14 protein-coding genes and 1 tRNA gene are annotated in these 13,809 nt (G+C 58.2%); 8 read left to right on the forward strand and 7 right to left on the reverse strand.

Annotated features, from left to right (window positions below; all coding sequences use genetic code 11):
* The first annotated feature begins 13 nt into the window (after positions 1 to 13).
* The gene (locus FFT87_RS09785; protein ID WP_219948550.1) at positions 14 to 337 is read left to right on the forward strand and encodes a hypothetical protein; all 324 of its coding nucleotides are present in this window, start codon (positions 14 to 16) and stop codon (positions 335 to 337) included.
* Position 338: 1 nt separating this feature from the next.
* Here the strand turns inward: FFT87_RS09785 and FFT87_RS09790 are convergent, their stop codons facing one another.
* Entirely contained in the window at positions 339 to 623 is a 285-nt protein-coding gene (locus tag FFT87_RS09790; RefSeq protein ID WP_255559196.1) for a GNAT family N-acetyltransferase, read from the reverse strand.
* 10 nt (positions 624 to 633) lie between these two features.
* Positions 634 to 1,119: a glutathione peroxidase gene (locus FFT87_RS09795; RefSeq protein ID WP_219948552.1), complete on the reverse strand. Its 486-nt coding sequence runs from the start codon at positions 1,117 to 1,119 to the stop codon at positions 634 to 636.
* Between the two features lie 122 nt (positions 1,120 to 1,241).
* Between FFT87_RS09795 and FFT87_RS09800 the strand changes: the two genes are divergently transcribed.
* From FFT87_RS09800 to FFT87_RS09810, 3 genes are all read left to right on the forward strand, one after another.
* The gene (locus tag FFT87_RS09800; protein ID WP_219948553.1) at positions 1,242 to 2,198 is read left to right on the forward strand and encodes a DnaJ domain-containing protein; all 957 of its coding nucleotides are present in this window, start codon (positions 1,242 to 1,244) and stop codon (positions 2,196 to 2,198) included.
* A 101-nt stretch (positions 2,199 to 2,299) separates the two neighbouring features.
* A complete protein-coding gene (locus tag FFT87_RS09805; RefSeq protein WP_219948554.1) occupies positions 2,300 to 3,568 on the forward strand; it encodes an APC family permease in 1,269 nt (422 codons plus the stop codon).
* A 38-nt stretch (positions 3,569 to 3,606) separates the two neighbouring features.
* Positions 3,607 to 4,323 (forward strand): endonuclease/exonuclease/phosphatase family protein, encoded by a 717-nt coding sequence (locus FFT87_RS09810; RefSeq protein WP_219950781.1) that lies wholly within the window; start codon positions 3,607 to 3,609, stop codon positions 4,321 to 4,323.
* Positions 4,324 to 4,333: 10 nt separating this feature from the next.
* On the opposite strand, the gene FFT87_RS09815 is transcribed toward FFT87_RS09810, so the two are convergent.
* The 4 genes from FFT87_RS09815 to FFT87_RS09830 all read right to left on the reverse strand — a co-directional run bounded on the left by FFT87_RS09815 (position 4,334) and on the right by FFT87_RS09830 (position 8,725).
* Positions 4,334 to 5,797, reverse strand: coding sequence for a SulP family inorganic anion transporter (locus tag FFT87_RS09815; RefSeq protein WP_255559210.1), 1,464 nt, complete (start codon positions 5,795 to 5,797; stop codon positions 4,334 to 4,336).
* Between the two features lie 311 nt (positions 5,798 to 6,108).
* A complete protein-coding gene (locus FFT87_RS09820) occupies positions 6,109 to 7,809 on the reverse strand; it encodes an AarF/ABC1/UbiB kinase family protein (protein WP_219948555.1) in 1,701 nt (566 codons plus the stop codon).
* Between the two features lie 36 nt (positions 7,810 to 7,845).
* Entirely contained in the window at positions 7,846 to 8,412 is a 567-nt protein-coding gene (locus tag FFT87_RS09825) for a PadR family transcriptional regulator (RefSeq protein WP_219948556.1), read from the reverse strand.
* 229 nt (positions 8,413 to 8,641) lie between these two features.
* Positions 8,642 to 8,725 (reverse strand) — tRNA-Leu (locus tag FFT87_RS09830).
* Between the two features lie 152 nt (positions 8,726 to 8,877).
* Here FFT87_RS09830 and FFT87_RS09835 point away from each other — a divergent pair.
* Positions 8,878 to 10,209, forward strand: a complete 1,332-nt coding sequence (locus tag FFT87_RS09835) for a M20/M25/M40 family metallo-hydrolase (protein ID WP_219948557.1) — start codon at positions 8,878 to 8,880, stop codon at positions 10,207 to 10,209.
* Between the two features lie 24 nt (positions 10,210 to 10,233).
* A complete protein-coding gene (locus FFT87_RS09840; RefSeq protein WP_219948558.1) occupies positions 10,234 to 11,085 on the forward strand; it encodes an undecaprenyl-diphosphate phosphatase in 852 nt (283 codons plus the stop codon).
* A 65-nt stretch (positions 11,086 to 11,150) separates the two neighbouring features.
* Here the strand turns inward: FFT87_RS09840 and FFT87_RS09845 are convergent, their stop codons facing one another.
* On the reverse strand, positions 11,151 to 12,086 hold the full coding sequence (locus FFT87_RS09845; RefSeq protein ID WP_219948559.1) for a proteasome assembly chaperone family protein: 936 nt from the start codon (positions 12,084 to 12,086) through the stop codon (positions 11,151 to 11,153).
* Between the two features lie 65 nt (positions 12,087 to 12,151).
* On the opposite strand from FFT87_RS09845, the gene FFT87_RS09850 reads away from it, so the two are divergent.
* Both FFT87_RS09850 and FFT87_RS09855 read left to right on the forward strand, forming a co-directional pair.
* A complete protein-coding gene (locus FFT87_RS09850) occupies positions 12,152 to 12,823 on the forward strand; it encodes an HAD family phosphatase (protein ID WP_255559234.1) in 672 nt (223 codons plus the stop codon).
* The gene (locus FFT87_RS09855) at positions 12,820 to 13,806 is read left to right on the forward strand and encodes a tRNA (adenine-N1)-methyltransferase (protein ID WP_219948560.1); all 987 of its coding nucleotides are present in this window, start codon (positions 12,820 to 12,822) and stop codon (positions 13,804 to 13,806) included. The genes FFT87_RS09850 and FFT87_RS09855 overlap by 4 nt, the downstream gene beginning before the upstream one ends.
* Positions 13,807 to 13,809: the final 3 nt, after the last annotated feature.

Genomic DNA, 13,809 nt, shown 5'->3' on the forward strand with positions numbered 1-13,809 from the left:
GTACGTTGACGTTATGAGTGACGATCCCACTCGAATGAGGAACCAACCGGCGCTAACTACCGCCACCGGCTCTAGTTGGCTCGTTGTTGGCGCGCTTTTCGCGGCAATCACCATCGCGACGCTCGTCGCCTTATCTGCGTTGCCGCCGCTCGGCCTCGCCACCGCCACTATCGCGGTCATTGCCGTGCTCTATGGGGCGATGATCGTTGTGCGATTCGTCGTGGCCGCCCGCCGGCGACGATTGATCCTCATGGCCGCGTGCTTCATCGCTCTCGCCGGTGTCGGCCTCGCGTCTGTGATCGCCATTGCCGCAGTCAACTGGGCCCCGCTGTCCTGACCTAACGAGAAAGCAGCGTTGCGCGTTCGGGGTTTGCGTCGAACCACTCCGCTACGTACCAGCACATCGGCAGAACGCGTTTTTCGCTGTTGGACTCAACGTCATCCATCGCGAATCTAACGAGTTGTCCCGCATAGCCTTTGCCTCGATGCTCTGGTTGCGTATAGGTGTGGTTGAACGAGATTGACGCACCATTCGAGCGGTAGTCCGCGACAGCAACGAGGGCATCATCAACCGTCATCACGTAGCGGTTCGAGTCTTTCTCGTGCACAAATTGCGTAGTCATGACCTCAAGCCTAAGCCGGGAGGGCGGCTTCGATCGCCGTGACGATCGCCGGGTCATCCGGAACCGTTGTCGGCCGAAAACGCCGCACGTCATCGTTCGGCATGACCAAGAATTTTTCGAAGTTCCACATGACCCGACCTGCTTTGCCTAGATCGTCTGGAGTCTTCTTGAGTTCGGTGTACAGCGGGTGAGCAGACCGCCCATTGAGCTTGACCTTTTCGAACATGGGGAACGTGACGCCCCACGTCGTTGAGCAGTATTCCTGAATCGCCTCTTCAGAGCCGAGTTCCTGCAAAAACTGATTACTGGGAAAGCCGAGAACGGCAAACCCTCGTTCGCCGTAGATTTTCTGCAACTCCTCTAACTGCTCATACTGCGGAGATAGGCCACATCGGGAAGCTACGTTCACGATGAGAACTACCTTGTCGCTGTAGTCAGCAAGCGAAGTTGATGTGCCGTCAATAGTGGTCAGAGGGATGTCGCGGAGTTCAGTCACACAACAACGCTACGCCCGCAGGCTGGGCACTCGCCTATGACCTCCCAGATGTTGCCAGCCGCGTTCGGTAAAGTGGAGTCTTCACCCGAAAAGTGCGTCCGTCGCCCGACGAAAGCGAGTCCATGCCCGATAGCCCCCTCTCGTCGAGCGCCTATGAGGTTCTTGGAGTTGAGGCATCGGCTAGCGAAGCTGAGCTGAAGAAAGCGTTTCGCCGCGCACTGCGCGCGACTCACCCCGATACCGGCGGAGATCCTGAGCGTTTTGCTGCGGTCCAGCACGCCTGGGACCGCGTCGGTACCCCTGAGAAACGCCGGGGCTACGATGCCGGGCATTCCGCGCGCTCCGACTCATCACGAGCATCGGCTTCTTCCCGGTCATCAAGTTCCCCTTTCTCCTCACGTGGCGCTTCACACGCGCGCGAAGACTCACGACCACGCGCCCGAGCGCATGGTCATCCTGGCGGCTGGCGGCGAGAACGCTTCTTAGAGGGAATGCGCGAGTGGGTTGGCCGCGGGGTCAACCTTGATGATCCGTATGACCCGGCGCTTGTCCGGAGTGCGCCACGAGAGATTCGTCGCACCCTGGCAGATGCGCTTGCCGAGGAAGCTACAGCGCGAACGGTGAGCACCTTGGGGATTGGTTTCACTGTGTGGCACGATGTTGCAACCGGTTCGCCTGAACGCAAAATCGATCACGTGGTGCTGGGGCCCACCGGAGTGTTTGCGATGCTCTCAGAGGACTTCGGGGGACCGGTAAAGGTTCGCCGCGGAGAGCTTATTGGGCCTGACGTGCAGCCAGAGAAGCCGATGCATGAGCTGGCATCTCGGGCGAAGATCCTGAGCCGCCAGCTCAAGGTCGCATTCACTTGCTTCGTTATTGTTGTGCCCGACGACGCGCTTGCGGAACCGCAACGGTCGTTGGGTTCCGTTCGTGGGCAGCCTGCGCTCGTGGTGCGACAGAGTGTTCTTGCCCATCTTCTCCGCACTGGTCCAGAGTCCGCGAATGGTCGGCACATCGGCGGCAATGAGCTCTTCGATGTCCGCACGAGGCTCAGCAATGGAATCCGTTTCGTGGAGTAGTCGTTCCGACAACTGTTGTTCTTCAGCCGGTCGTTAAGCATTCATGTCTAGGCGAGTCCCCATGGCACTACCCGCCGTCTTAGGGGGCGTATGGTGATCACGTGAATACGAACGCCACGCTTTCTCGGCGATTGAACACTGTCGATGCCATCATGATCGGTCTCGGATCGATGATCGGTGCTGGAGTGTTTGCGGCATTCGTTCCGGCGGCTCAAGCCGCCGGTGCTGGCCTTCTGATTGGTCTGGGAATTGCCGCTGTAGTCGCGTGGTGCAACGCGGCCGCGTCGGCTCAGCTTGCAGCCGTATTCCCGGTAGCCGGTGGCACGTACGCCTATGGCAGAGAGCAGCTAGGGCCGTGGTGGGGTTTCACTGCCGGCTGGTCTTTCTTAGTTGGCAAAACCGCCAGCTGTGCCGCCATGGCTCTCGTGTTCTCCGCCTACGTTGCGCCGGTTGGCTGGGAGAAACCCGTTGCCATCATGGCCGTTGTCGCACTCACGGTCGTGAACCTACTCGGGGTCACCCGGACCGCGTTCGCCACAAAGATCGTCGTGGGGTTTGTTCTCATTGTTCTCGTTGGAGTCCTGGTCGTTTCCACAAGTTCGGCCGCGATGGGAACGCACCCGATTACGGTCTCTGGGGGATTTGACCTTTACGGCGTTCTTCAATCAGCCGGGATTTTGTTCTTTGCGTTTGCGGGATACGCCCGAATCGCCACGTTAGGGGAGGAAGTCGTCGATCCTCGTCGGGTCATTCCTCGCGCCATAATGATCGCACTGGCGATTACGGCAGCGCTCTACCTTGCCGTGGGAATCGTTATGCTCGCGGTGTTAGGGGAAGACCGCCTCGCTCAGTCACCAGCACCGGTGGCTGAGCTAATGGAGGCTGCAGGTTGGGGCTGGGCTTCCGGCGTTGTCTCAATTGCTGCCGGTGTCGCTTCGCTTGGCGCCCTGCTGGGGCTGATGGCCGGAATTGGACGTACCACGCTGGCGATGGCTCGTAATAGTGATGTGCCGAGGTGGCTTAGCGCCGTGCATCCGAAGTTCGCGGTGCCGCATCGGGCCGAACTAGTTCTCGCCGCTGTGGTTATCGCGGTCGTGTCGATCGCCGATCTTCGTGGCGCGATCGCCTTCTCCTCGTTCGGTGTTTTGCTCTACTACTTTGTGGCGAATATAGCCGCGTTCACTCAGCCCTCAACTCAGCGACGCGTTCCGCGAGCTGTCAACGTACTCGGGGCCGGGGCCTGCCTGGTGCTCATCGCTACGGTTCCGTTAGTGGGTGTCGTGGCGGGCGTAATCATTGTGATCGTCGGGATTCCTGTGCGTTTGCTCTCGAACCGACAATGTGCCGCGCATCCGTGTCGTGGCGTTTAGGCTAGTTTTCTCTTAAGAAAGAGGTATTTGGATTCGTGATTCGCGTAATTAGCTACAACCTTCGCAAGAACAGAGCCGCCACCGAGTTGGCAGCTCTTGCCGAGACCCCAGACCTCGATGCACTGTGCCTTCAAGAGGTAATCTCATCGGAACTTCCCCAGGAAATTGGTGATCTACACCTAGCCGACTCAACCAAGTACAACAGGCTCGGCCTCGCCGTCTACTATCGGCGTGAACGATACGAGCAGACTGCGAGCCAGTCATTCGAACTCAAGAAGTCGCTGCATGATCGGCTTTTCACTCCGACAACCGAACGCCTAGTTGGCTCGCGCTTACTCGACCGAGACTCTGGGCACGAGCTCGTGCTGGCATCGTTCCACGCCGCACCGCTTACCGCACTCAACTCGTTGCGTCGTAATCAGATCAAGGCAGCGCACGAAATGCTTCAGACGCTGGGGACGGGCGCACCGATTCTCATGGTGGGCGACTACAACTACCCGCTGTTCAAAGACGGGCTATCTCAACGAGTAAAAAAGACCGGCTACGATCTTTCTCTCAGCGACCGAATGACCTATACCAACTACAAGTTCTTCCGTGGACACTTCGATTTTGTGACGTCACAGGGCTTCACGATCGAAGGCGTGGAGACACTCGCTCGCGGCTCGTCCGATCACTTGCCTATCCTTGTTACGGCTGCGTATGGCACCGCCAACACGCATCATTCAACGATCTCGACCGAGCCGTTGGCGAGCTAAACTGCGCTAATTAGCCTTCGCCACCGAGGTTTCCCGCGAGCCGCTCATGCATGTACTTGCTAGCTTCGTTGAGTCCGACGAGAACAACGCGCTTTCCGTGGCGCTCATATTTAGTCGTAATTGCATCCAGCGCCGCAACGGTTGATGCATCCCAGATGTGCGAGTTCGACATGTCAATGATCACTCTGTCGGGGTCATCGGCATACTCGAATTGGGTGGTCAAGTCATTGCTGGACGCGAAGAAGAGCTCGCCATTTACGCGGTAGTACGCCGTGGGTACGGTCTCATCTTCGGGAAGCGAGCGGTCAACGGTCGCAAAGTGGGCGACTCGGCGAGCGAAGGCAACCATGGCAACGATAACGCCCACAAGCACGCCGATTGCTAGGTTGTGAGTGGCCACGACGACAAGGACGGTCGCCACCATGACGGTGGTTTCACTCTTTGGCATGCGTTTGATAGTCGACCAACGCACGCTGTGCCAGTTGAAGGTTGAGACAGCAACGATGATCATTACCGCGACGAGGGCGGCCATCGGGATTACCGCGACGATATCGCCCAATACGACGACCAGTATGAGCAAGAAGATGCCGGCCAAGAACGTTGAAATCCGGGTGCGTGCACCAGATGCCTTGACGTTGATCATAGTTTGACCAATCATGGCGCAGCCACCCATGCCACCGAACAGACCCGAGAGCACGTTCGCGACGCCCTGACCCCACGCCTCGCGCGTCTTGCGGGAGTGAGTGTCGGTGATGTCATCGACGAGTTTGGCCGTCAGCAGCGACTCGAGGAGGCCTACGAGGGCCATGGCGAGAGCGAACGGGCCAATGATTGACAGCGTGTCCCACGTCAATGGAACGTTCGGGATAAAGAGTTCAGGAAGGCTGCGGGGGAGTTCGCCCTGATCGCCGACGGTCGGTACCGCGATCGCCATCGTCACAGTCGCAATAGTTATCAACACGATCGCGACGAGCGGCGCGGGAATCACCTTAGTGAACCGCGGCATCAAGACCATAATGATGAGTCCGACTCCGACGAGGGGGTAAACCAACCAGGGCACGTTGATCAGGTGGGGCAGTTGAGCGGTGAAGATCAGGATGGCAAGCGAGTTCACGAAGCCGAGCATGACGCTTCGGGGTATGAATCGCATGAGCTTAGCTACTCCAAGCACGCCCATGACCACTTGAATCAGTCCACCGAGAATCACCGTGGCGATGAGGTAGTCCATACCGTACTCGCGGGCAACAGGGGCGATCACGAGAGCGATCGCACCGGTTGCTGCGGTAATCATTGCCGGTCGTCCGCCGAGGAACGCGATCGATACGGCCATGACGAACGAGGAAAACAGCCCGACTCGCGGGTCAACTCCGGCGATGATCGAGAACGAAATCGCCTCAGGAATCAATGCGAGCGCTACTACCAGCCCTGCCAACACTTCACGAGTAAGGATGCGTGGCGTGCGGAGCGCCGTCAAGACTGACGGGTCAGCACGGTACCGATTAGGTCGGGGTGTTTGAGCGATAGCGATAATAATCTCCTGCGAAATGCGCCATTCAAGGGCGCGGTTTACTAAGTGTTTGAGGAGCCTAGGTGCGAAATCCACACGGCAGAACGCCAGCGACGTTGCCGGCTAGCGACCAGGGATAGCCTGGCTAGACAAGAGCGGACAACAGTGAGGTGTGTCTGGGTCCTCTAACACGATAGCGGATCGCGTACATTCGCGGGTTACTCACAGGCAGCTAGCCGCTCCGCGGAGTATAGGTACTGTCGACCGAATCGAAGAACTTAAAACAATCGGTTTCGATTCAGGGTGCCTGCGAAGAGAGCGTGAGCGAGCGGAAGACCCGAAGCAATTACCAGCATTAGACCCAGAGTCGGATCTGTCTGCCGTAGGAGGATTCCGCCGATGAGCATTCCGGTGAAGAGCACAGCGGACAGCACGCGTCTCGTGAGTTGTTCGATCACGCGTAGTCGCTTATCCGCTCCCGGCGTCTCAACCGCGAGTTGACCGCGTTGCATCAGCGTGGCAATGCTTTCGAGCTGCTGTGGCAGGCGCAACAACAGTCCGGCTGAGGACAGCGCCTGTTTCGCGAATTCTTTCGCCGTGCCGCCGCCCTCATCGACGGCAAGTCGTTTGGCGAACGGTTCGATTGCTGTCCAGACGTTATAGGCGGCATTCAAATTGCTGGCCACGCCTGAGGTAACTGAGACGGCTCGGATGATCAGCAGAAAGTTTTCGGGAAGTTGGAAAGGCATGGTGCGCATCACGTCGCCGAACTCGTTGCCGAATTCCCTGAACTCTTCGGGGTCCACTCTTTGGAGCTCAGTGAAGCCCATTCCGCCGAAACGGTCAAAAAGCTCTCCCATGGCACGTTCGAGCGGCGCAGTTTCAGCAGTCCGAAGGAGGATTCCCATATCTCGTACGCTCGAGACCAAACCTGGGGCATCGCGGGCGGCTGCGGCAATGATGAGTCGCTGCAATCCTCGACTGAGGTTTTCTGGAACCTCACCCATCATCCCGAAGTCGATGAATGTGAGCGTCCAGTCGGGCGTTGAGGTGTCGGCGCGTTCAGGATCTGCTGGCGTAACGAAAATGTTTCCGGGATGGGGATCGGCGTGAAAGAAGCGGTGAATGAATAGTTGTTCGAACATCGCGCGCGAAAGCTCGTCCGCAACCTCGGCGGGGTCGATTCCCGCTGCCTCGAGCCGGGAGAGGTCATTTATCTTTATTGCCGTGGCGTCAGCGAGAGTGAGAACTCTTCGCGAGGAACGCTCCCAGACGACTTCTGGCGCTTCGATTCTTGCGTCATTGACGAAGTTTTCAGCGAAGCGCTCCGCGTTGCTTCCCTCATTGAGGTAGTCGATCTCGCGCAAGCTGATGACCGCGAATTCTTCTAGGAGCGCCGGAAGATCTACTCGCCGCGAAATGAATCTCACGCGACTAAGCCAGCGGGCGACTCTGCGCAGCGCTGAGAGATCGACCTCAATAATCTCGGCGATTCCCGGTCGCTGCACCTTGACAACGACATCCGCGAACCCCACATCATTCGCGTCAGCGGAGAGAAGCCGAGCACGGTGCACTTGGCCAAAGGACGCGGCAGCTATCGGCGCTGTATCGAAAAACTCGAAAGCACGCTCAAGGGGGAGCCCAAGTTCGCGCTCGGCACTGTCACGGATATGGGCGAAGTCAACGGCAGGCACTTCGTCCTGCAGCCCCTCGAGTTCGCGAGTGATCTCCTTGGGCAGAACGTCAAGCCGCGAAGACATAAACTGTCCCACTTTGATCATGAGACCGCCGAGGTCGACCGCAAGGGTATGGAAATTGCGGGCTATCCGGGCGGCACGAGTGAGGCGCCGCCGCGCTGCGACGCGTTCGAGGCCGAAACGCGGCAGAACGAGTTCGAACCACCACTCAAGAATCATGTACCGGGCAGCGAAGCGCAATATCCGTCGATAGCGGGCGCGCAGCTGTCTAGAGTCGGTCATCAATTCTCCCTGGTGCCACCGAGCGGCGCCGTCTGATCAGTCTTGGGCGAGGATTGCGTAAAGCTTACGACGAGCATCATCGACAATTGTGATCGCCTCATCGACCTGCTCAGCGGTGCCGTTGCGCATGATGGGGATCACTGCTTCTGCGAGTTTCGCTGCGGCATGGGGGAGCGCAGTTGGGCGAGACGAATCGCGTGACTCAGAGTTATGCCACGGCGCCGGACGGCTTGACTTCACCTCTTCGTGCCCTTTTTCAGTGATTGTGTAGGTCTTTTTCCCGTCAGCTTCGTGCGATTCGATGAGGCCCTCATCTGCGAGCAGCTGAAGCGTGGGATAAACCGAGCCAGGGCTTGGTTTCCAGGACCCGTTGCTTCGCTTCTCGATTTCGCGAATGATCTGGTAGCCGTGCATTGACTGTTCAGCCAACAAACTAAGAATTGCGACGCGTACATCGCCACGGCCCATCCGAGGCGCTACTCGCCGGTCGAATTCTGAACGCACGTTGTCAAAGGCCTCCCAGAGGCCTTGGCCTGCGTGGTCGAATGCGTCTGCGAACGGGCGGCGAGAGTTGCGGCCACCGGTTCCGAATGAATTGTTCATGTTGATCCTCCACTCCGTGGATGCGGGGCACGAACGGCCTCGCCGATACTCAACGATACATCGTTAATCTGAGAAGCGTCGCCGGATTCAGGGAACTAACATTTAGGGAAGATGTCGCGTTTCCTCAACCAACGCCGACTTTTGCGCACAAAAAAAGGCCGACAACCAGATAAATCTGGCCGCCGACCTTTCTTTCAATCACTGATTCGATAGTCCGAATCATTCGCTGTGCGCGAAGGGGGACTTGAACCCCCACGCCCTTACGGGCACTAGCACCTCAAGCTAGCGCGTCTACCAATTCCGCCATCCGCGCGCATCTGCGGCGCTACAAGAGCACCGCCGAGATAAGAGAATAGCATCCTTTTTGAACGACGAATGACGACTCCAATCGCTGACGCGGCGCGCGTGCTTTCGGCTATACCGTGGCGTGCAGATTTTTCCCGGTCAGACGGCTAGCGTGGCCATATGACTTCTGAGCTTCCTCTCGAGCGCACCGCTCAAATCGCGCAAGATCTCATTCGCTTCGACACCTCGAACTACGGAGAGGGTCGATCGAATGGAGAGACAGTGGCGGCCGAATATCTTGGCGCGCTTCTAGAAGAGATGGGACTAACCACTCGGTACTTCGATGCCGCAACAGGCCGCACGACCGTTGTAGCCCGCGTCGAGGGTAGTTACGACACCGAGTCGTCGGCTCCGCACGCACAAGAGCGCCCGGCGCTGATCCTGCACGGTCACACCGATGTGGTTCCCGCAGACCCCAAGAACTGGTCAGTCGACCCGTTTGGTGGAGAGATTCGGGACGGCCTTCTCTGGGGCCGCGGTGCCGTCGACATGAAAAACATGGACGCCATGATCATCACCGCGCTTGGTGACATTCTGGGCGCTGGCAAACTTCCGGCGCGCGACCTGATCATCGCGTTCTTCTCTGACGAAGAAAACGGCGGAGAGTTCGGCTCACACTTCATGGTTGACCATCACGCAGATGTTTTTGACGGTGCTACTGAAGCCATCAGCGAAGTAGGCGGATATTCTGTCGACCTCCAAGGACAGCGGGCATACTTGCTGCAAACCGGCGAGAAAGCACTTGTATGGATCAAGCTAACTGCGCGCGGCATGGCCGCCCACGGCTCTCGAGTAATCAGCAACAACGCCGTCACCAAACTCGCTGAGGCAGTCGCAGTCCTCGGCCGCCAGGAATGGCCAGTTCGACTCACCGATACAACGACGTTGCTGATTTCTGAACTATCGCGAATCCTCAACATCGACCCAGAAGAGGTCGGCCCCGACCAGCTGATTCTTGCCACAGGAACCGCTTCGGGGTTTTTGCAGGCGACGCTGCGCACTACGAGCAACCCGACACTGCTCAACGCCGGCTACAAGCACAACGTAATCCCTGACTTCGCCGAGGCGCTCATCGACATCCGCACTCTTCCGGGGGAAGAGGATGACGTGCTCGCCCAAGTGCGTGCACTACTTCCCGATGAGATTGAGATCGAGATCATGCACCGCGATATTGGGCTTGAGACTAGTTTCGATGGTCCGCTAGTCGACGCGATGATTGCCAGCCTCGGTGTTTTCGATCCGGGTGCACCCGTTTTGCCGTACCTGATGTCTGGCGGCACCGACAACAAGGCTCTCAAGCGGCTCGACATCACAGGGTATGGCTTTGCGCCTCTCCAACTGCCCCCGGAGATCGACTTTCCTGGCATGTTCCACGGTGTTGACGAACGAGTACCGCTTGACGCACTAGTCTTTGGCAGGCAGGTCCTGGGAGACCTGCTTATCAAGTACTAGTTTTCTTCTGATCGGGAGCATCGCATGGGCTTTATTGAGGCCATTATTCTTGGGCTTGTTCAGGGGCTCACCGAGTTTCTTCCCATATCGTCGAGCGCACACTTGCGCATCATGGGCGAATTTTTGCCCTCCGCAAGTGACCCAGGGGCGACATTCACGGCAATCACCCAGTTGGGCACAGAACTCGCCGTCATTCTTTACTTCCGCAAAGACATTGCCCGCATTCTGAGCCGTTGGTTTCAGCAGTTTCGCCGGTCGAGCGGTTCCCACCAAGAAGTAGTCGATAAGAACCACCCAGACGTCCGGCTCGGCTGGCTCGTTATCATCGGCACGGTGCCTATCGTCCTCGTCGGTTACTTCGCCCAGGAGTACATTCGTTCAACCTTTCGCTCGCTGTGGCTGGTCGCGACGGTCTTGATCGTGTTCGGCATTATCTTGGGGATCGCCGATTACTGGGGAAAGCGCACGCGAGCACTCGACGACATGAAGTACAACCACGGCATCACGATCGGTCTCGCACAGGTGCTCGCGCTCGTTCCTGGTGTTTCCCGGTCTGGCTCGACAATGACAGCGGGCCTCGCGCTCGGCTACACGCGCCCCGCCGCTGCGCGATTCGGATTTCTCCTCGCGATCCCTGCCGTCTTCGGCAGCGGACTCTACGAACTCGTCCATAGCTTTGGCGAACCAATACAGGTCTTCACCTACGCCGAAACTGCTGCTGCCACCGTGGTCGCATTCGTCGTTGGATACTTCGTGATCGCTGCCCTCATGCGGTACATCGAAAAACGATCGTTCTTGCCATTCGTGATCTATCGCGTGCTGCTGGGCGTAGCACTTTACGTATTGCTATCGCTCAACGTAATCCAGCCTATCTAGGCGTAGCGGCGAGATACTGCCGCAACATAAGAGCGCTTGTGCGCGTCCTGAGGCGTCGAGCGCCCTTAGTCCTTGCCCCGCCACGGCTCGTCGCCGGCCGATCCCTGATCGGGCTTGTCATCGCCGCGGCGAAGATACTTCTCGAATTCCTGAGCGATCGCTTCACCGCTCGCTTCGGGGGAGTCAACGGTGTCTCGTGCACGCTCTAGCTGCTCAATGTACGAAGACATATCGTCGTCTTCTCCCGCCAGAGCATCGATTCCCGTTTCCCAGTCTGTGGCCTCACTGACGAGCTCACCACGAGGAATTACGACATCGACAATCTCTTCCAACTTGTCGATGATCGCCAAAGTCGCCTTAGGCGATGGCGCATTGTGCACGTAGTGAGGCACTGATGCCCAAATCGACATTGTTCTAATCCCCGCCGCCTCCGCGGCTTGCCCCAGCACCGAGAGGATGCCGACGGGGCCTTCATAGCTGCTGCGCTCGATTCCCATCGCAGAGCGAACTGCGGGGTTCTCGCTTGAGGTGAAGACCGAGATTGGTCGCGTGTGAGGAACATCGGCGAGCATTGCACCGAGAAACACGATCGACGTGATGCCGTTGTCGACGATCGTTTCGAGAATATTTCTCGTGAAGGTCTTCCAGGATCGGGAAGGTTCGGTGCCCAGGAGTAGGTAGATGTTCGAATGATTGTTTGCACTGAGTTGCAGGTCTGCATCCCCGGCAATGCTCTCTGGCCGAGCAGTATTAGGGCGCGAGGGACCGTAAATGGCCACAGATGGCCACGTCAGTGAGCGGTCTCCGTCGTCGTCGTATGCCACCACTGGACGGTTGAACTGGTAGTCGAAGTACTCTTCGGGATCGACTTCGGCGATGGGATAGACGTCTAGCTGCTCTTTGAGGGATCTGACGGCGCCACTGGCCGCCTCTCCGGCGTCATTCCACCCCTCGAAGGCGACGACCAAGAGTCGACCGTTCGCGAATGGGGTGTTCGTCACTGTTCTCCTTTTGGTTGAGTGCCACGAATGTCACTAACCCAAGGATAGAACTACGATGGTGCGTTGTGACTCATTCCACTCCGGCTGCCGTTTTATGGGACATGGACGGCACCCTCATAAATTCCGAACCGTACTGGATCGCCGCCGAAGTAGAGATCGTTGAATCGTTCGGGGGTGAATGGACCCACGACGACGCATTGGCCGTTGTCGGGAGCGGGCTCTTCAACTCAGCACGCGCCATGCAGAGCAAGGGCGTAGCTCTGGAGGCTCAGACGATTGTCGATCGCCTCACCGACCGCGTGATGACTCAGTTGGAAGAGTTTGGTATCCCGTGGCGCCCCGGTGCACGCGAGTTGCTGCTCGAGATTCGCGAGGCCAGCGTCCCTACGGCGCTTGTCACCATGTCGATTACGCGGATGGCGCACCATGTCGTCGACAACTTGGGGTTCGTGGGCTTCGATGCGGTTATCGCTGGTGACGATGTTGAACAGCCGAAGCCGCATCCGGAGGCATACCTCCTTGGTGCGAAGACCCTGGGCGTCTCGATCTCTGATTGCGTCGCGATCGAAGATTCTCCTCCCGGCGCAACGTCTGCATTTTCCTCTGGCGCGACCGTTATCGGCGTTCCTTTCATGGTCGATATCCCCGCCGAGCAAACACATGCTCTCTGGCCGACTCTCGCCGGGCGCACGCTTGCACATCTCTCTGAACTCCACACAAAGGTGGCCTCTCAATGACCGACGTATTTCGACGACAGAGCGGAGAGTTCCGCATTGGTGACCGTGTTCAGCTCACCGGCCCGAAAGGTCGCCTCAACACCGTCACGCTCGAGGCTGGGGGAGAGTTTCACACGCATCGCGGCGTGTTGAGCCATGACCTCGTAATCGGTGTTCCGGATGCCAGCATCGTCACCAGCTCAAATGGCATCGAGTATTTGGCGATGCGCCCGCTGCTCACTGACTTTGTGATGTCGATGCCGCGCGGTGCAGCGATCATCTATCCGAAAGATGCGGCACAAATTATCGGTCAAGCCGATATCTTTCCCGGCGCACACGTAGTCGAGGCAGGAGTCGGATCGGGAGCTCTCTCCTTATGGTTACTGCGCGCAATCGGGCCAAGCGGTCGTTTGAGTTCTTTCGAACGCCGTGAAGAGTTCTCCGAAATTGCCCAGTCAAACGTTGAGGCTTTTCTCGGCGCTAAGCCAGAGAACTGGTCGGTAACGGTTGGTGACTTGCAAGAACAGCTGCCCGCCGTCACAGAGCCCGGCTCTGTTGATCGTGTAGTGCTCGATATGCTCGCGCCGTGGGAGTGCATCGAAGAATGCGCAACGGCGCTCACTCCGGGTGGAGTCTTGCTCTGCTACATCGCCACGGTCACTCAGTTGTCTCGCGTTGCAGAGGCGATTCGCGCTACCGGATTGTTCACTGAGCCGGATTCCAGCGAAACGATCGTGCGAGGTTGGCATGTTGAGGGCCTCGCCGTTCGCCCGGATCACCGCATGGTGGCGCACACTGGTTTTCTGATGACCGCTCGCCGACTAGCCCCTGGCTCGGTCCTGCCCGAGCTCAAACGTCGCGCCTCCAAAACTGACTTCAGTGATGAGGATGTCGAGATCTGGACGCCGGGAGCGCTGGGGGAGCGGAGCACTAGTGCGAAACGCCTCCGAAAGACGGCGAGAGAAGCGAAGGCTGCGGCAGAGGCCGCGTCTTCTGACCGGTAGAGT

This window comes from Salinibacterium sp. M195, from assembly GCF_019443965.1.
Lineage (GTDB): Bacteria > Actinomycetota > Actinomycetes > Actinomycetales > Microbacteriaceae > Rhodoglobus.